The organism is Streptomyces sp. JK94 (genome assembly GCF_053613315.1).
The window spans coordinates 32,650-51,712 of sequence record NZ_JBSICH010000029.1 but is presented as its reverse complement, the minus strand read 5'-3'; the positions used below and the strand labels follow the sequence as shown (position 1 = coordinate 51,712).

7 protein-coding genes are annotated in these 19,063 nt (G+C 74.9%); 2 read left to right on the top strand and 5 right to left on the bottom strand.

Going from position 1 to position 19,063, the window contains the following annotated elements:
* Positions 1–116: 116 nt before the first annotated feature.
* The 5 genes from ACVV2G_RS24410 to ACVV2G_RS24390 all read right to left on the bottom strand — a co-directional run bounded on the left by ACVV2G_RS24410 (position 117) and on the right by ACVV2G_RS24390 (position 4,189).
* Complete coding sequence (locus ACVV2G_RS24410) at positions 117–692, bottom strand: GAF domain-containing protein (protein WP_453844894.1); 576 nt, start codon at positions 690–692, stop codon at positions 117–119.
* An 81-nt stretch (positions 693–773) separates the two neighbouring features.
* A complete protein-coding gene (locus ACVV2G_RS24405) occupies positions 774–1,397 on the bottom strand; it encodes a GTP-binding protein (protein ID WP_453844893.1) in 624 nt (207 codons plus the stop codon).
* Positions 1,375–1,749: a DUF742 domain-containing protein gene (locus ACVV2G_RS24400; protein ID WP_356611918.1), complete on the bottom strand. Its 375-nt coding sequence runs from the start codon at positions 1,747–1,749 to the stop codon at positions 1,375–1,377. Before ACVV2G_RS24400 ends, ACVV2G_RS24405 begins: the two co-directional genes overlap by 23 nt.
* Before the next feature lie 2 nt (positions 1,750–1,751).
* A complete protein-coding gene (locus ACVV2G_RS24395; protein ID WP_053140002.1) occupies positions 1,752–2,186 on the bottom strand; it encodes a roadblock/LC7 domain-containing protein in 435 nt (144 codons plus the stop codon).
* A gap of 125 nt (positions 2,187–2,311) precedes the next feature.
* The gene (locus ACVV2G_RS24390; protein ID WP_453844892.1) at positions 2,312–4,189 is read right to left on the bottom strand and encodes a sensor histidine kinase; all 1,878 of its coding nucleotides are present in this window, start codon (positions 4,187–4,189) and stop codon (positions 2,312–2,314) included.
* A 1,157-nt stretch (positions 4,190–5,346) separates the two neighbouring features.
* Between ACVV2G_RS24390 and ACVV2G_RS24385 the strand changes: the two genes are divergently transcribed.
* The gene (locus ACVV2G_RS24385; protein WP_453844891.1) at positions 5,347–9,393 is read left to right on the top strand and encodes a non-ribosomal peptide synthetase; all 4,047 of its coding nucleotides are present in this window, start codon (positions 5,347–5,349) and stop codon (positions 9,391–9,393) included.
* Positions 9,390–19,061: an amino acid adenylation domain-containing protein gene (locus ACVV2G_RS24380; RefSeq protein ID WP_453844890.1), complete on the top strand. Its 9,672-nt coding sequence runs from the start codon at positions 9,390–9,392 to the stop codon at positions 19,059–19,061. Before ACVV2G_RS24385 ends, ACVV2G_RS24380 begins: the two co-directional genes overlap by 4 nt.
* Positions 19,062–19,063: the final 2 nt, after the last annotated feature.

Below are 19,063 nucleotides of genomic sequence, written 5' to 3'. Positions count from 1 at the left end.
CGTACGGCGCCGTCCCGGGTCCATCGAGCCTTTCTTAAGCCCGGCCGCAGCTTTCCTTCACGCCCCGCCCGCCACCTCGCGCGCCGGCCGCTCCTCCGCCCGGCGGATCACACGGATCACAGGGGAAGCCCGTCCTCCGCGCTGCGTTCGATGCGCCGCACGAGGTCGGTCGCCGTCGACTTGATCGTCGCCAGCCCCGCCTGCCCCCAGCTCCGGGGCCGTACGTCGGATGCGGAGACCGTGCCCAGCACCGTTCCCGTGCTGTCGATGAGCGGAGCGCCGAGGTAGGAGCGGATGCCGAACTCGTCGACGACCGGGTTGCCCGCGAAGCGCGGGTAGTCGCGCACGTCCTCCAGGACCAGCGCCTTGCCCCGGACCACCACATGGGGGCAGAAGCCGTGGTCGCGGGGCTGGAGCCGGCCGAACTCCGGGCTGGTGCCGTCGGCGCGCGTCACCGGCGGTAAGTCGGGCACCCGCAGGCCCGCGAAGAACTGCCCGCCCTCGAACAGGAAGTTGACCATCGCGTACGGCGACTCGGCTATTCCGGCGAGGTGGGCCGCGAAGGCGTCGAGGGCCGGGTCCGGGCGTCCGGCCAGACCGAGCCGGCGCAGCCGTCGCACCCGGGCCGGTGCCTCCCGGTCCTCGGGCGTGAGCAGCAGGCGTCCGGCCGGGCGCGGCGGGTCGTAGCTCATGGGCGGGCTCCGTCGCTGTGGGCGTGCGTCATGTGCGGCTCCGTGGCGGTGCGGGCGTGGATCACCTGGGAATCACCGGCTTCACCTGGGGACGCCGAACCCCGTCGCGGGGGCTGGTGTGTGGGCGATGAGGTGTCGTACGAGGGTGAGCAGGGTCTGTACGCCGGAGCTGGAGATCCGGGCGTCGCAGCGCACGATGGGGATCTCGGGGTGCAGGTCCATGGCCGCGCGCACCTCCTCGGGGTCGTAGCGGTAGGCGCCGTCGAACTCGTTGACGGCGACGACGAAACCGAGGCCTCGTTCCTCGAAGAAGTCGACGGCGGCGAAGGACTCCTCCAGCCGCCGGGTGTCGGCGATGATCACGGCGCCGAGCGCGCCCTCGCACAGCTCGTCCCACATGAACCAGAACCGTTCCTGGCCGGGTGTCCCAAACAGGTACAGCACGTGTTCCGGGTCGAGGGTGAGACGGCCGAAGTCCATGGCCACCGTCGTTTCGAGTTTGTTCTCGATTCCGTCGAGGTTGTCGGTCGCGGCGCTGACCGTGGTGAGCAGTTCCTCCGTGCTCAGCGGCGCGATCTCGCTGACCGCGCCGACGAAGGTCGTCTTGCCCACTCCGAACCCGCCGGCCACGAGAATCTTCAGCGCGGTGGGGAAGGGATCGGTGCCGTCGGCGTGGCCGTAGTCAGAGCTGTCGTCGTAGTCCATCGAGCACTGCCTCCAGAAGGGCCCGGTCCGTGGGATTGTGGTGGAACGCGGCGGGGGGTTTCGTGGTCAGCGCGCCGCAGTCGACCAGGTCCGACAGCAGCACCTTGGTGACCGCCACCGGAAGCCTCAGATGTGCGGCGAGCTCGGCGACCGGGAGGGGCGCCCTGCACAGGTCCAGTGCCTGCGCGTGCTCGGGACCCAGATAGCCGAGGGGGGTCGCCCCCGTGGCCATCACCTGGGACATCAGGTCGAGCGCGACGGTGGGCCGGGTACGGCCGTTGCTCACGGTGAAGGGGCGCACCAGCCGTCCGGCCGCGTCGTCGAGCCAGGGCCCGTCGCCGGCCGCGGCCACCCTCAAGGCCTCATCGCCGGGGGTTCGACGGCGTACTGCCGGGGCGCGGTGACGAGGTAGGGCCGGACGCTCTTGACGAGCATCGCCATCTCGTAGCCGAGCACGGCGGCGTCGGCCTCGCGGCCGGCCAGCACGGCGAGGCAGGTGCCGGAGCCGGCGGTGGTGACGAAGAGCAGGGTCGAGTCGAGTTCGACGACGACCTGCCGTACGTCGCCGCCGTCGCCGAAGCGGACACCGGCGCTGCGACCGAGGGAGTACAGGCCGGAGGCCAGGGCGGCCATGTGGTCGGCACTGTCCGCGTCGAGGCCGTGGACGGACTTCACCAGTCCGTCGCAGGACAGGAGCACCGCGCTGGTCGTGTGCGGTACGCGCTGCACGAGGCCGCTCATCAGCCAGTCGAGGTCGGACACGTGGCCGGTCGGCGCATCGCTCGCCATGGTGGATCGACTCCTTGGGGTACGAAGGTCTGCGGGAGCGCTGGTCTTGGTGGGGGTGGGGGTGGGGAGAAGGCTCTGAATGGTCGCGGGGGTGGCAGTGGGGGTGGCGGGGGCGGCGGAGGTGGTCATCCGGCCGGGTCCCGGCGGGTCTGCTCCAAGGGGCCCGGGTCCGGGTACCGCGACACCGGCCCGGGGCGGGCCGCGTCCGCGGGGAGCGGCTCCACGGAGGGCGGCTCCCGGGGGAACGGTTCCACGGAGGGCGGCTCCCGGGGGAACGGCTCGGTGCGCTGTTGGACTTCCGCGAGGCCGATGCCGCGCTGGAAGGCCGCCATCAGGCCCGGGTCGTGGCCGGTGTGCGGTCCGGGGTCCTGGCGGGGCGCGGGGCCGCCGCGGAGCTGGGGTGCGATGTGCTCCTGGGCACGGCGACGAGGCAGATGGGGCTTGCCCATCGTTCCGCGCACCGCGCTGTGGCGCGGAACGGGCGGGGTGGCCGCGTGCTCGGCGATCACGCCCCGGTCCTCGGGCCGGACGCCGGGCACGGCGGCGGCCGGGGTGGGCCGGTCCACGCGGGCACCGCGCACGGGCAGCGGCACGGGTGCGTCCCGGTCGGCCCTGCGGGACGGTGCCGGGGCGGGCACCTCGCGGACGGGAGTGACGGGTGCGGCTGCGGGAGCGGGGGGAGCCGGCGGCGGCGCGGGGGACACGGCCCGCGGCTGCCGCGGGGGCGGCGCTCCGTGCACCGGCTCGGCCCCGGCGGCCTCCGCCGGTCGCGCCCCGCCCGCGGGCAGGGCCCCCGGCTCGTCTCCCAGCAGGGCCTGCGGCACGACCAGCACGGCCTGCACACCGCCGTAGATGTTGGTCTGCAGGCGGACGGTGATGCCGTGCCGCTTGGCGAGCTGCGAGACGACGAACAGCCCGATGCGGCCGTCCGCGAGAAGGCGGGCGACGTTGACCTGGTCGGGGTCGGCGAGCAGGGCGTTCATCCGGCTCTGCTCGGCGGCGGGCATGCCGAGTCCGCGGTCCTCGACCTCCACGGCGAGGCCCGACGTGACGAGTTCGGCCCGCATCAGCACCTGGGTCTGCGGGGCGGAGAACAGGGTGGCGTTCTCGACGAGTTCGGCCAGCAGGTGGATGACGTCGGCGACGGCGTGGCCGCGCAGGGTGCCGTCGATCGGGGGGACCAGCCGGACCCGAGAGTACTGCTCGACCTCGGCGATGGCCGAGCGCAGCACCTCGGTCATGTCCACCGGGTTGCTCCACTGCCGGCGGGAGACGGCACCGCCGAGCACGGCGAGGTTCTCGGCGTGGCGGCGGATGCGGGTGGCGAGGTGGTCGACGTGGAAGAGGCCCTTGAGGAGGTCGGGGTCCTCGATCTCGTTCTCCAGCTCGTCCAGGAGGGAGATCTCGCGGTGCACCAGGGACTGCAGGCGCCGGGCGAGGTTGACGAAGACCTCCAGTTTCTGTTCGCTGCCCGCCTGGCTGGAGAGCTGGGCGGCCCGGACGACGGCGGTGACGGCGCCGTCGTGGGCGCGGGACAGGTCGGCGGCGAGGAGTTCGAAGTCGTCGGCGCCGTCCGGCGGTCCGCCCCGGGGCTTGCGCTGGGGCGGGGTCTCGCCGCGGCGCAGCGCCTCGACGACGGCGCGCAGGTCGCCCTCCCCGCGTGCGGTGCTGCGGCGCAGGGCGCCGACGCGTTCGTGGACGGACCGCGCGGCGCGGTCCGCCGCGACGGCGGCGATGACGACGGCGGCGACGGTCACGGACACCGCCCCGGCGAGCACGCCCCACAGCACGAGGCCGGGCCGGGCACCGGTGGACCGGACGGTGAACAGGACGACCGCGCAGGCGCTGAGGGCGACCGCGACGGGCGGCAGCACGGCCAGACGCAGGAGTTGGGGCCGTATGTGGGTCTCGGGCAGCGCGATGGCGGTACGGGAGGCAGGCCGGCCGTGCCGCCCGCCCTCGCGGCGGTCTGCTCGCGCGGCAGGGGCGCGGAGGTGAGACATCGGGGTCCTCGTACTGGTCCGTTGGTCCGTCGGGCCGGGGGCTCTGGATGCTCGCGCGTGGTGGCGGGGGCCACGCGGGCACACGACACCGCGCGGGCACGCGCCATCGCGGTGTCGGTCGGGCGGACCGGACATCCGGTCCACGTCACCCGACGGACACCGACAGTAGTCGTCCGCGCATCATGTGCGATGGGCAGTTGCCGAAGTCCTTCGGTCAACGTCCCGCTCTGGTATGAGGCTTCGTACGACAGACCGATAACCCGGTGAAGCACTCGTTCCGAAGGTACCGAGGAGCGGTCGCACCCGATCAGAAACAACCCTCGACCGCGGGCGGGGGCGTCCGTACGCCCGCTGGACACCCCCGCTCACGGGAGGGTCGTCGGTCACGGCTCGGTCGACGCCGGCGTCGACCGAGCCGCGGAGCGGGGTGTTCGCAGGACGGACCGGCTGCCTTCGTTTCCGCCGCGTCGGGCGCGCCGAGGACGGTGACACGGCCGTACGGGAATGGGCGCAGGCGTCAGCGGATGCGAATTCCCCTACCGATCGCGGCGTTTTATCCCCCGGTAATTCCTCACTCCGGCAATTCCCGGGTGGCGAGTTCCCTTTGGCCGGCCGGTCCGCCGCAACCGGTCTGTCCGCCCCCTCCCCGATCCGGGCGCCCCCTCCCCGATCCGGCCGCCACATCCCCGTTCCGACCGAGGAGGGGCGCCTCGGACGACGGCCGTCGTTCGCCGGCCGACGTGCTGTGCCTGGAGCGCCGTCGCCTCTCATGACCAGGGCCGATCCGCGCACGTGCCCGGTGAGAGGCGGCAGAGGGAACAGCCCCGCATCTTCGTGAGGGCACTGCGGAAAGTCAAGTGTTGACATGTACGTGAGCCGTGACTGATCATCACCAATGCATCAAGAGGTTTTCCGGCGAACCGCAATACCGCCATCTTTTCTTTTCGACCGCGGATCACCGGGGAGTACTTCTTCCGTCGTATCCCCTTACGACCGCTCAACGACGAGCCGACGCCCCCTCCCCCCTACTCACTCCCGCGCACCTTCACTCCCCCGACACCGGGCGCGCGCCCTTCTCGGCGCCCGGCCGTCCGGTGACCCCGGACCGCCGTGTCCCCCTCCCCCAGTCCCCTCTGACGGGAAGACCAGGTAAGCCGGTGCAACCCACCCCCACCTCCGCTCCCGCGCCCCGCTCGTGCGCGGCCCCCGAGAACCGCGCCGAGGCCGCCCCCCGCGTCCGGCCGGCCTCCTTCGCCCAGCAACGCCTGTGGTTCCTCGCGCAGTTGCCCGGTGCGAACGCCGCGTACAACGAGACCGTGGCGCTGTCGCTCACCGGTCCGCTCGACCACCGGGCGCTGACCACGGCCCTGGACGCCCTCAGCGACCGCCACGAGACGCTGCGCACCCGGCTGGTGGCCGAGGCCGGGAGTGTCCGGCAACTCGTCGACCCCCCCGGCACCGGGTTCACGCTGACCCCGCAGGACCTCAGCGGCCTCGCAGACCCCGACGCCCAGGTCACCGCCCTGCAACGCCGGGAAGCGACACAGGAGTTCGACCTGGAGGCCGGCCCCCTCGGGCGCGGCCGCCTGCTGACGCTGGCCTCCGAGCGCCACGTACTGCTCCTGACGTTCCATCACAGCGTGTACGACGGCACGTCGATGAACGTCATGATGCGGGAAATCGGCTTACTCTACGCGGCCTTGCGCGCTGACGACCCGGTCCCCCTTGCGCCGCTCGCCACGCAGTACGCCGACCACGCGCGAGCCCAGCGTGACGCGGTACTGGCCGGTGCCCTCGCGGACCAGGAACGGTACTGGGAGCAGGCGCTGGCGGACGCACCGCCCGTGCTCGACCTGCCGACCGACCGGCCGCGTCCGGCGGAGCAGCGGTACGAGGGGGGCCGGGTCGAGTTCGCGCTGGACGCGGACGCGTTCTCGGCGCTGTGCGCGCTGGCCCGGGTGCACCGTGCCACCCCGTTCGTGGCCGTGCTGACCGGCTGGAGCAGCCTGCTCTCCCGCCTGTCCGGCCAGGACGACATCGTTGTCGGCAGTCCGGTGGCGAACCGGCGCGGGCCCGGCGCGGCCGGCCTCATCGGCTTCCTGGTCAACTCGCTCCCGCTGCGCGTCGATCTGTCCGGTGCGCCGACCGCCGCCGAGGCGCTCGCCCGTACGCGGGCCGTCGTCCGCGAAGCACTGGCCCACCAGGACCTGCCCTTCGAACGCATCGTCGAGCTGGTCAATCCGCCTCGCAGCGCCGCTCACACCCCGCTGTTCCAGACCATGCTGGCCTGGGTCCCGGACCGCCGGAACCTGCTGGACCTGCCCGGCGTCGAGACCCGGCCGCTGCCGATCGCCGACGCCCCGGCCAAGTTCGATCTCGCGCTGTCGGTGACCGAGTCCGAGGGGCGTCTGCTCGGCCATCTCGACTACGCGACCGCCCTGTTCGACGACGCCACGGTGCGACGCTGGGCGGAGTATCTGCGGCGGCTGCTGACGGACATGGCCCACCGTCCCGACCGCGAGATCCGGGACCTGGAACTGATGGACCCCGAGGAGTCGCGGCGGCTGGTGCGCGAGGGCGACGCCACGCGGTCGGGCGGCGGGGAGCCCGAGAACGATGACGAGGGCGCCGACGCGGTGGCCGATCCGGTCGCCCTCGCCCTGCGGTCGGCGTCCGGGATCGCGGCGCTCTTCGAGGCGCAGGCCCGGGCGCGCGGCGCACTGACCGCGGTGGTCGACGGTGAGCGGTCGCTCGACTACGCCACCGTGGACCGCCGCGCCAACCGGCTGGCGCACGCCCTCGTCGCCAGGTCCGTGCGCCCCGGTGACGTGGTGGGCCTGCACGCCGGACGGTCGTGCGATCTCGTGGTCGGCCTCCTGGGCATCCTCAAGGCGGGCGCCGCCTACCTTCCGCTCGACCCCGGGCAGCCCCGCGAGCGGCTCGCCGGCATGGTCGAGGACGCCGCCTGCCCCGTCGTACTGAGCGACCAGGGCGATGCCGGGGACCGGCCCGAGGGCTGGCTCGCGCTCGCCGCCGTCGAGGCCGAGGGGGCGGAGAGCGAGCGGCCGCCGTCCGGCACCGGCCGCGCTCCGGACCGCACGGCGTACGTGATCTTCACCTCCGGGTCCACGGGTCGGCCCAAGGGCGTCGCGGTGGAGCACCGCAGTGTCCTCAACCTCTTCGCCACCTGGCACGACCGCATGGGCACGGCCCCCGGCGAGGCCGGCTCGGCCTGGTCCAGCATCGGCTTCGACGCCTCCCTCCACGAACTGCTGCTCCCCCTGACCACCGGCGGCGTTCTGCACCTCGTGCCCGAGGCGCTGCGGGGCGACCCGGAGGCCCTGCTGGCGTGGCTGCGCGAGCACCGGGTGGCCCAGGCGTTCCTGCCGCCGGCCTACGTCAAGTGGATCGACGAGGACCCCGCCGTACGGCTGCGCGGGCTGGCGCTGCGCAAGCTGCTCACCGGAGTGGAGCCGCTCACCGAGGCCGCCCTGCACCGCATGACCCTGCACCTGCCCGGCCTGCGGATCTGCTTCGGCTACGGGCCCACCGAGGCGACGCTGTACAGCACCGCCTACTACGCACCGCGTCCGCTGGAGCGCCCCTGCCCCATCGGCCGCCCGCTCCCCGGCACCCGTCTCTACCTGCTCGACGACCGGATGCGTCCCGTGCCGCCGGGCGTGGTGGGAGAGGTGTACCTCGGCGGGGCCTCTCTCGCCCGCGGCTACCTCAACCGCCCCGACCTCACCGAGGAGCGGTTCCTGCCCGACCCGTTCGTGCCCGGCCAGCGGATCTACCGCACCGGCGACCTGGCCAGACGGCAGCCGGACGGCGAGGCGGTCTACGCGGGGCGCGCGGACGACCAGGTCAAGCTGCGCGGCTTCCGGATCGAACCGGCGGAGATCGAGGCGGCGTTCATGGCACTGCCCGGGGTCCGGGAGGCCGTGGTCCTCGCCGACCGCGACGCGGCGGGGCAGGTCCGGCTGGTCGCCGGGGTCGGCCGGGGTACGGCGCCGGAGCGCGCCGCCGGCGACTGGCGCGCCGCGCTCTCCCGCCGTCTGCCCGACTACATGGTCCCCGCCGTGGTGGTCGACCTCGACGCCCTGCCTCTCAACCGCAGCGGCAAGGTCGACCGCGCCGCCCTGCTGGCGCTGGCCCACGAGCGGACCTCCACCCGGGTCAACACCGCCAGCCCGCGCGACCACGTCGAGCACGCCCTGTACCGGATATGGCGGAGCGTGCTGCTCCACCCGGACATAGGCGTCGGCGACGACTTCTTCGCAGTGGGCGGCACTTCCCTGTCGGCCATCAAGATGGCCCACGCCGTCACGGAGGCGTTCGGCCGGCATCTGCCGGTGGCCGAGGTCATGACACGGCCCACGATCGAGGCGCTCGCCGCGCTGCTGCGCGAGGACGGCGCCGACTCCGCCCCGGGCAGTCTCATCGAGTTCCGGCGTGGTTCCGGGCCCCGGGTGGTCTGCGTCCACCCGGCCGGGGGCACCGCGTTCTGCTACCTGCCGCTGGCCGAACACCTGCCCGCCGAGGCGGGGCTCTGCGGTATCCAGTCGCCGGGCGTGAACCCGGGCGAGGAGGTCCTGCCCACCGTGGAGGCCATGGCGGAGGAGTACCTGCGCCTCCTCGGCCCGATGGACGACGGCCCGGTGGTGCTGACCGGCCTGTCCTACGGGGGACTGGTCGCCCACCGGATGGGGGAGATCCTCGGCCGGACCGGGCGCCGTGACGTCAGTGTCGTCCTCCTCGACACCCAGGCCACCGACGACTCCGCGGCCCGTGCGGCGATCACCGCCGTCGACGAGGCGGAGTTCCGCGACAAGCTGGTGAGGTTCAACGGGATGTATCCCGGCATGGACGACGCGCAGATCGAGCGCTACTTCCGGCTGTACAACCACAACCGGACGACGGCCCGGGAGTACCTGCCCGCCGCCTCACCGACCCGCCTGGTCCTCGCCCAGGCCGTGCCGGACGGTGACGACACGCCGTTCCACGCGGAGGTCCGTGCCTTCTGGCGGCGGCGGGCCGAGGGCGACTTCCGGGTCGAGACCCTCGCCTGCGACCACTGGGAGATCCTGGAAGGCGCCGAAGCGGTCCGGGTCGGTGCCCTGCTGACGGCGGAACTGGCCCACCACGGCCACCACCGCGCGCCGGCGTCCACCGCCGCCCTCCCCGTGGCGGGAGCCCGATGAGCACCGACGTCGCCTCCCCTCCCGACGGCGCCACCCCGAGCCGACCGGCCTCCGCTCTCGCCGACGCGGTGCTCACCCGGGCCCGGCGCACCCCGTCCGCCGTCGCCGTCGAGGACGGCACGCATCTGCTCGACCACGCCGGCCTCGACCGCCTCAGCGGCCGGGTGGCCGCGCGCCTGCGTGACCTCGGGGTGGGCCCGGGGCAGGCCGTCGCCGTCTGCCTGCCGCGCTCCTGGCGGCTGGTGTGCGTGATGCTCGGCATCCGTCGCGCCGGTGCCACCGTCGTCCCCCTGGACCGGCTCAGCCCGTCCGACCGGCAGCGGCACATCCTCGACGACTCGGGCGCCGTCGCCGTCGTCCACGACGAACTCCCGGACCTCGACGGCGGGTTCCTCGTCCTCGACGCCGGCCTGCTCCTGCGCGACGAGGAACCGGACGCGGTGCGGGACGCCCGGACCGGCCCGCCCGCGAAAGCGCCGGCGGACACCGCGGACACCGGGACGGGTTTCGTCTTCTACACCTCCGGCAGTACGGGCCGCCCCAAGGGCGTCGAGGTCACCGACGCGGGCGTGCTGCGGCTCGCCGAGCCCGGTTACATCGGCCTGCGGCCCGGCGCCCGGTACGCCTGCCTGTCCAACCCGGCCTTCGACGCCCTCAGCTTCGAGGTCTGGGTACCGCTGCTGACCGGCGGTGTCTGCGTGATCCTCGACGACGATCAGGTGCACAGCCCGCACCGGCTCGCCGGGGCGCTGACGGACCGGCGGGTCGACACCCTGTTCATCACGGTCGCGTTGTTCAACGCCGTCGTCGAGAAGGTGCCCGACTGCTTCGGCACCGTCGCCCAGGTCCTCGTCGGCGGCGAGCAGCTCGACGCGCGGCTGATCCGCCGGTGGTACGAGGCCAACACCGCCTCGCGCACCGTCCTGCACAACGTGTACGGGCCGACGGAGGCGACCACGTTCGCCCTCTGCCATCCGATCCCCCGGGACTTCGCGGGCGCCACCGTCCCCCTCGGCACTGCGCTGCCCGGCACCCGCACGTTGCTGCGCACCGAGGACGGACGCACCGCGGAGCCGGACGAGACCGCCGAACTGCTCCTCGCGGGGCCCGCGCTGGCCCGGGGTTACCGCAACCTGCCCCTGCGGACCGAGCAGAGCTTCGTCATGCTGCCGGACCCGCGGGGCGAGGCGGGCGGCGAGGAACGCTGGTACCGCACGGGCGACCTCGTGCGCCGGGACACCGAGGGCCGGGTGACCTACGTCGGCCGGGCGGACCGCCAGGTGAAGGTGCGTGGCTTCCGCATCGAGCCCGGGGAGGTGGAGCGACGGGTCCTCGCCCACCCGGCTGTGCGCCGGGCGTACGTGTGCACCCGCCGCGACGAGGCCGGCCGCAACGAACTGCTCGCCTTCGTCGTCCCGGCCGGCGACCCCGCGGACCTCTCCTTCGACGCCTACGACCGGCACCTCACGGCCGGGCTGCCCCCGTACATGCGGCCCCACCACACCCATCTCGTACCGGAACTGCCGCTCACGGCCAACGGCAAGGTCGACCGGGACGCGCTGTTGCGCGACGCCCCGGCACCGTGGCGGCGCTCGTACGAGGGCGAGGCCCGCGTCAGCGACGAGCAGCGTCCCGTGCTCGACCTCGCCGAGGGCGTCCTCGGGGTGGCCGGCCTGCGCCCCGACGACCGGTGGATACCGCACGGCGGTGACTCCCTGAAGGCGCTGCGCTTCCGCTTCGAGGTCATGCGGCGTTTCCACGTCGACCTGCCGCAGGGCCTGGTGCTCACCGCCGACTTCGCCGCCCTCGCCGAGGCCGTGCACGCCCGGGACGCCGCGACCGGCGAGCACCCGCCCGTGCCCGCGGCCTCCGGTGAACCGACCGCGCCGGCCACCAGGGAGCAGGAACGTCTCTGGTTCCTGCACCAGCGGGACCCCGAGGACCGCGCCTACGACGTACCGCTCGTCCTCCGCCTCCGGGGCGGCGTCGACCGGACGGCCCTGCGCCGGGCGGTGCGCGGGCTGGTGGAACGGCACGCGGCCCTGCGGACGCGCCTGGTCCCCACCCCGCACGGGCTGCGCCAGCGGGCGGGCGACCCGTACGATCCCTGGGAGCCGCTCGACGGCGGCGGGGCCGTGGACGCACGGGACCTCGACGGCGGTGGGGGCCTGCGTCCCCAGGGTCCCGACGGCGGTGAGGGCGAGGAGTGGCGGGACCTCGCCGACCGCTTCTTCGACCACCGTTTCGACCTCACGGACACCCGCATGCTGCGCGCCGCGTGGGCGGGCGGTCCGGACGCGGGCGTGCTCCTGCTGCACCTGCACCACGTCGCCGTGGACGGCTGGTCGCTCAACCTCCTCTTCCACGACCTCGGCGACGCCTACTCCGCCGCGCTGCGGGGCGAGCCGGACGGGCCCGGCACCGCGTCCGCGTGCACGCCGCTGGACTTCGCGCGGTGGCAGCGGGAGTGGCAGGCGAGCGCTGCGTACGGACGGCGACGGGCCCGGCTCGCCGAGCGCTACGGCCGGGCGGGCGAGCTGTCGCCCGCCCTGCCCGCCCCGGAGGCGGTGACCGTCCGGCCCCGGGCCGGGCTGCTGCGGACCTCCCTCGACCTGGTCCGCCGGGCCGCCCTGGACCGGCTCGCCGCCGAACGCGGGCTGACTCGCTTCCAGTTACTGGTGTCCGCGTTCGCCGCGAGCCTGTACGGGGTGACCGGCCAGGAGCGTCCCCTCGTCGCGTCGCCGGTCTCCGGCCGGTCGCGGCCCGAGTTCGCCGACGCCGTCGGCATGTTCGCCAACACCGTGCTGCTGGAACTGGAGCTGCGTCCCGGCGACGGGCTGGCCGCCCAGCTCGCCTCGCACGCCGACGTCGTACGGGACGTCCTGGAGGACCAGGAGGTGGCCCTGGCCGACCTGTTGTCCGATCCGGTGCTCCGTGAGCGCACCCCTCTCTTCGACTATCTGTTCGTCCTGGAGAACACCGACTTCTCCGCGCTGCGGCTGGCCGGCTGCGAGGTGCGGCCCGTGTGGCCCGAGCCGCTCGGCGCCAAGTGCGCGCTCACCCTGTCCGTCGTCGAGCACGAGTCCGGGTTCGACTGCCTGTGGGAGTACCGCGACGACCTCGGCGCCGAGCGCGCCGAGGCGGCGGCGCGGCTGTTCCGCCGGTGCCTGGACCACCTGACCGGCGACGACGTCACCTTGCGCGATCTGATCGCCGACCACCGCCGCGCGCTGCCCGACACCGGCCGGGGCGAGGCGCTCGTCCCCGACTTCCCGACCGTCGCCGACGGCTTCGCCCGGCAGGTGGCCGCCACCCCGCACGCCCCGGCCCTCACGGACGGCGGGACGACCCTCACGTACGCCGAACTCGACGCGCGGGCGGACGCGTTGGCGGCGGAGCTGCGGGCCCGCCATCCACTGCCGGCCGACCCCGCCGCTCCGGCGTCCGTCGCGCTCCACCTCCAGCCGTCCGTCGAGCACATCGTGGCGCTGCTGGCCGCCGCCCGGCTGGGCGTGACCGTCGTCCCCCTCGACCCGGCCTACCCGCCGGCCCTGCTGCGGCACGTGCTCGACCAGGCGGACCCCCTGTGCGTGCTGGTGACCCCACGGGACCTCGGTGCCCTGGAGACCCTCGCGCCGCCGTCGCTCCCCCGCCACGTCGTCACCCTCACCGACACACCCGCCGACCGGCCCGCCGGCCCGCCCGCCGCAGAGCACGTGCCGTACGCGCACGAGGGGCTGCGCCCGCTGTACACGCTGTTCACGTCGGGCTCCACCGGCGTGCCCAAGGGCGTCCAGGTCCCCGACCGGACCCTGTGCAACCTGCTGACCTGGCAGCGCGTCGCGGGCGGACTGGACCGGCCGGCCCGCACCCAGCAGTTCTCCATGCTCTCCTTCGACGTCTCCTTCCAGGAGGTCTTCACCACGCTGTGCTCCGGGGGCCTGCTGCACCTGGTCGACCCTGGCTGGCGGCACGACGCGCCGGCCCTGCTCGAACAGCTGGAGTCGGCGGCGGTGGAACGCGTCTTCCTGCCGTACGTGGCGCTCCAGGTGCTCGCCGAACACGGTGTCCGCACCGGGAGGTACCCGTCGCGGCTGCGTGAAGTCGTCACCGCGGGCGAGCAGTTGATCTGCACCGACGCGATCCGCCGCTGGTTCGCCGGGCTGCCCGGCGCGCGTCTGTTCAACCACTACGGTCCCACCGAGACCCACGTCGTCAGCGCCCTGTGCCTGGAGGGCGACCCGGCCGGCTGGCCGCTGCGCCCCGCCGTCGGGCGGCCCGTGGCGGGCGCGGTCCTGCGGGTGGTGGACGGCAGCGGCCTCCCCGTCGCGGCGGGGGCCACCGGCGCGCTGTTGATCGGCGGGCCCATGGCGGGCCGCTGCTACCTCGGTGACCCGGCCGCGCACCGCGACCGCTTCACCGACGACCCCGAGCTGGGCGTGCTGTACCGGACGGGCGACCTCGCCCGCTTCGACGCGCGGGGCCTGCTCCACTACGCGGGGCGGGACGACGCCCAGGTCAAGCTCGCCGGTCACCGGCTGGAGCTGGGGCAGGTCGAGGCCGCGCTCCTCCAGTACCCGGGCGTGGTCAACGCGGTCGCGGCCGTGGCGGACGGCCGCCTGGTCGCCGCGCTGGAGTGCCGGGGCGAGGACCCCGATCCGGCCGGGCTCGCGGAACACCTGTCGGCGCTGCTGCCCGCCCAGGTGCGCGTCGCCCGCTTCCGTCGTCTGACCGCGCTGCCACGCACCCCGAGCGGCAAGCTGGACCGGCGCGCGTCGCTCACCGCCCCCGGTCACGACCTGCGCCGGGGAGAACCGGACGCCGCCGGCCTGTCACCGCTGGAGGAGCGTCTGACGGCGCTGTTCGAGGAGGTCACCGGCACACCGGTCGGCGTGCGGCAGCGGTACTTCGACGCCGGCGCCACCAGCCTGGACCTCATGCGGTTCCAGCTCGCCTGTGCGGGCGAGGACGGGCTCTCCTTCTCCGTACCGGACCTCTTCGAACACGTCACGCCACGCGCCCTCGCCGGTTTCCTGGAGAGGCGACGCGGAGGGCAGGACGCGGCGGCTCACGTGGCGGGACGGCCAGGGAAGGCGGTACGGCCGCACGGGAAGGCGGGCGGGGCCCTTCCGGGTCCGGTGACGGACGTGGCCGCACCGGACCGGCACGGCGGCGTGATCCGGCCCGGCCACGACACCGACGTGCCTCGGCCGGCCCCGGGCACAGGCATGGTCCGGCCGGCCCCGGGGGCAGCCGACGACCCCGTCGCCGTCATCGGCATGGCGGTGCGGCTGCCGGGCGCGCCCGACCTGGCCGCCTTCTGGGACCTGGTGACCTCCGGCCGTCGCGGCATCGAGCACTTCCCCGCGGCGGACGGCCGCGTCGGTGCCCGCAGCCAGATGGAGGGGCTCCTCGCCTTCGACCCGGGACGCTTCACCCTCAGCCCGGGCGAGGCCCGGCTCATGGACCCGCAACAGCGCCACCTGCTGATGAGCTGCGTCGAGGCGCTCGCCCACGCCGGCATCGGCGATCCGTCCGGCCGGGCGGTGGGGCTGATCGCGGCGTGCGGGGAGAACACCTACTTCCAGAAGATGCTGCGCGAGGGCGATCCGGACGCGCTGCCCGACGCCTTCCGGCTGGCCCTGCACCACGAGAAGGACTTCCTCGCCACCAAGGCCGCCTACCACCTGGGGCTGACCGGCCCCGCCTTCACCGTGCAGTCGGCGTGCTCCAGTTCACTCGTCGGCGTGCACCTCGCGGCAGGACTGCTGCGCCAGGGCGACGCCGAGGTCATGCTCGTCGGCGGGGTCCTCGTCGACACCGCACTGACCGGCGGCTACACCTACCGGCCGCAGCACGTCTTCTCCCCCGACGGGCACTGCCGGCCGTTCAGCGCGGACGCCGCGGGCACCGTGGGGGCCAGCGGCACCGGTGTGGTCGTCCTGAAACCCCTCGCCGCCGCCCGCCGCGACGGCGACACGGTGTACGCGGTCGTCACGGGCTCCGGCGTCAACAACGACGGCTCGGACAAGCTCGGTTACAGCGCGCCCGCCCGCTCCGGCCAACGGGCCGCGATCCGTGCCGCCCTGCGCCGCAGCGGCCGTACGGGGACCGACCTCGGCTACGTGGAGGCGCACGGCACCGGCACCGCCCTGGGCGACCCGGTGGAGGCCGCCGCGCTGCGCGACGCGTACGGCCTGGCGGACGACGCGGGCGTGGCGCTGTCCTCCGTCAAGAGCCAGATCGGGCACCTGGGCGCCGCCGCGGGCGTCGTCGGCCTGGTCCGTGCCGTGCTCGCCGTCCACCACGGGGTGGTCCCGCCCACCGCGGACTTCGACCGCCTCAACCCGGAGATCGACGCGGGAGCGTTCCGGGTGCCGGTGACGGCCGAACCCTGGCCCCGGGACGTGCCCCGGGTGGCCGCCGTCAGCAGTTTCGGGATCGGCGGGACCAACGCCCACCTGCTCCTGGAACACCCCGCCGACCGGCCGGCCGGACCGGCGACCGGCACCGCCGCACCCGCTGCCCCACCCGCCACGGCGCCCGCCGCCGTGCCGTGCGTGGTGCTCTCCGCGAGCAGCGAGGCCGCTCTGCGTGCCGACGGCCGCCGCATCGCCGACTACCTGGACGCGCACCCCGCCGCCTACCCGCAGGTGCTGCGGCACCTTCAGGCCGGGCGCCCCGCGCTCGGCCACCGCGCGGCGGCGGTGTGCCCGGACGCCGCGTCGGCGTCGGCCTGGCTGCGCGCGCCCGCGCCGGTCACCGCGCCGGTCCCCGGCCGGGCCGCCCGCGAGGAGGTGCCGGTGCGCAGCGGCGACCCGCGTCTGCTCGCCGAGGCGTGGACGGCCGGTCGCACCGTCGTCTGGCCCGAGGGAGCGGCCCGCGCTCCCTGGGACTTCCCGCCGCCCGCTCTCGACCTGGCCGAGTACGACTTCCCGCGCGTCCCCGGCCGGGCCGTGCCCGTGTCCGCGTCCCCGCCGGTCCCGGAGGAGGCCGGTCCGCCGTCTCGGCGGCTGCCCGCCGATCAGTGGCTGCACCAGCCGCAGTGGACCCGGCTGCGCCGGGCGCGTACCGGTGTCCCCACGGGACCGGGCACGGCCGTCGGCGCGGCTCCCGGCGCCGTGAACGTCCCGGGGACACCGACTGACGACGCCGCGGAGTCCCGTACCGCACGGCGTACCGCCCTCGTCGTCGCCGCAGACATCGACGGTGGTACCGGTGGCGGCACCGGTGCGGACACCTGGCGGTTCCTCGAAGACCACTACGCGCGGGTGGTGCGGGTACGCCCCGCGACGGCTCTCGGCAGACTCGCCGACGACCGTTACGAGGTCGCCCCCGACGACGCGGCCCAGCTCGTGGCCCTGCTCGCCCTCGTCGGCGACGGTGCCGCCCGGACGGACGGCGGACCCGAGGGCATCGACTGGCTGCACGCGCTGCCGCTGGCCCTGGACGGCCGGGTCGACGAACGCGCGCTGGAGGACGCCCAGCGGGTCTGCCTCGACGCGGTGGCCGCGCTGGGCAAGGCCTTCGCCACCCTGCCGGACGCCTCGGGGCCCCGCGTGTGGCTGCTGTCGCACCGGGCACAGCCCGTCACCGGCGCCGTCGCCACACCCCTGGCCGGCCTCCTCGCGGCGGGCGTCGAGACACCCCGTCAGGAACTGGGGGTGGTCCCCCGCTGGATCGACCTGCCCGGCCCCGACCCGGCGGACTGGGCACCGTACCTGCCGGAACTGCTGCGTGACGACACGCTCGCCCCGCGCGTGGTCGCCCTGCGCGACGGCTACTGGTGGCACCGCCCGGTCCAGCCGGTCCCCGCGCCCGCGTTCCCGTCCACCGCCGACCGGGTGGCGGAGCCGGGTACGCATCTGGTCCTCGGCGGGACCGGCGGCATCGGTGCCACCCTGGCCGCCCGGCTGCTGGCGGACCCCGCCAACCGCGTGGTCCTGGTCGCCCGCGGTACCGAGGTGCCGGCCAGGTTACGGCCGTACGGGGACCGGGTGACCCTGGTCGGCGCCGACCTCGCCGCGGAGGACCTGGACGCGATCGCCGGCCGGCTCGCCCCGCACCTCGACGGCCTCGCCGGTGTCGTGCACGCGGCGGGCACGGCCGCAGGCGGGCTCCTCGCCGGTCGGGTGGCCGCCACGGCCCGCCGCGCCACCGCGGCCAAGCTGCGCGGCGCCCTGCTCGTCGAACGGCTCGCGGTCCGCCACACCCCGGCGTACGTGGCCTACTGCTCGTCGATGGCGGCCCACCACGGCGGGGTCGGCCAGTTCGACTACGCGGCGGCCAACGCCTGCCTGGACGCCCTCGCCCACCACACACCCCCGGGGGGCGGCGGGGCGACCGTCCGGTTGAGCATCGGCTGGGACATCTGGGGCGAGGTCGGCATGGCGCGGCAGGCGCCGGCCCGCGGCACCCGCCACCAGGAGCACCTGAAGGTCGCGCTCACCCCCGAGGACGGCGCGGCGGTCTTCGCGCACGCCCTGAGCCTGGGACTGCCGCACCTGATGGTCAGCACGACACCCCTGCCGCAGGCCCAGCTCTTCTACGAGGCAGGGCCCGCCATCCGCCGGATTCGGCCGGGGGAGGACGCGACGGAGCACGCCAAGGAGGTCGCGACGACGGTCGCGAGGCAGGTCGCGGCCGAGGCCGAGGGGGCCCTGCCGGGCGAACCGGCGGCCGGCCTCACCGAGGTCCTGTGCGCGCTGCTCGGCGTCGACACCGTCGATCCCGGCGCCCCCTTGTACGACCTGGGGGCCGACTCGCTGACCCTCCTGGAACTGCTGGAGGAGGTGAAACGCCGGCACGGCACCGACATCGACCTCGCCGCCCTCGGCCACCACGTCACCCTCGCGGACATCCTGGCGAAGCTGGGCGGCGGCGCCCGTCACCCCGCCCAGGCGGGCGCCGAGGCGGAGGTCGAGGTCTGGCAGCGCGGCACCGGCGAGGACGTCCTGTGCCTGGTCCATCCGGTCGGCGGCGACATCCAGGCGTACCGGCCGCTGGTCTCGGCCCTGCCCGGAGAACTGACCGTCTGCCTGATCCCGGACCCAGCGCTGCGCGACCCTCGCCTGCCCGCCCGGTCGATCGCCGACCGCGCCGCCGACTACCTGCGGGCCGTGCGGGCCGCCTTCCCCGACGCGGGTCCCCGGCTGCGGCTGGCGGGCTGGTCGTTCGGGGCGTGGACCGCCCTGTCGATGGCGGCCCTCGCCGAACGGGACGGGCGGCCCGCGGCGGGCCTGGACCTTCTCGACCCTCCGCCGCCCGGCGCCGGAGCGGAGTTCGCCGTGTACGACAAGGCGCAGGTGGACGAGGTGTTCGCCCGTGAACTGGGCGGCAGCCGCGCCGACGGCCCGACCGGTCCGGGCCGCGCGTACGCCGAGCGCCTCGCCCGCTGCTGCCGCGCCAACCTGGCCGCCATGGCCGAGCACCGGCTGCCGCGGATCACCACGACGCCCACCACGGTGTGGCTCGCCGAACGCCCGGTGGACGCCCCCGCGCTCGCCCCGCGGCCGACTCCGCCGGGCGTCTGGGAGGCACACCTGCCCCGGACCGCGCGGGTACGCCGGGTCGACGCCGACCACTACGGGCTCGTCGCCGCGCCGCACGCGCGGGACGTCGCCGCCGTACTCGCCGCCGGTCCCCGCCCCTCCACCCGGCAGACCTGAGG

What these genes read in the sequence shown, in the direction of transcription:
- ACVV2G_RS24390 (WP_453844892.1), bottom strand. Translation starts at nt 4,189, where the DNA reads ATGTCTCACCTCCGCGCCCCTGCCGCGCGAGCAGACCGCCGCGAGGGC.
- ACVV2G_RS24410 (WP_453844894.1), bottom strand. Translation starts at nt 692, where the DNA reads ATGAGCTACGACCCGCCGCGCCCGGCCGGACGCCTGCTGCTCACGCCC.
- ACVV2G_RS24395 (WP_053140002.1), bottom strand. Translation starts at nt 2,186, where the DNA reads ATGGCGAGCGATGCGCCGACCGGCCACGTGTCCGACCTCGACTGGCTG.
- ACVV2G_RS24405 (WP_453844893.1), bottom strand. Translation starts at nt 1,397, where the DNA reads ATGGACTACGACGACAGCTCTGACTACGGCCACGCCGACGGCACCGAT.
- ACVV2G_RS24380 (WP_453844890.1), top strand. Translation starts at nt 9,390, where the DNA reads ATGAGCACCGACGTCGCCTCCCCTCCCGACGGCGCCACCCCGAGCCGA.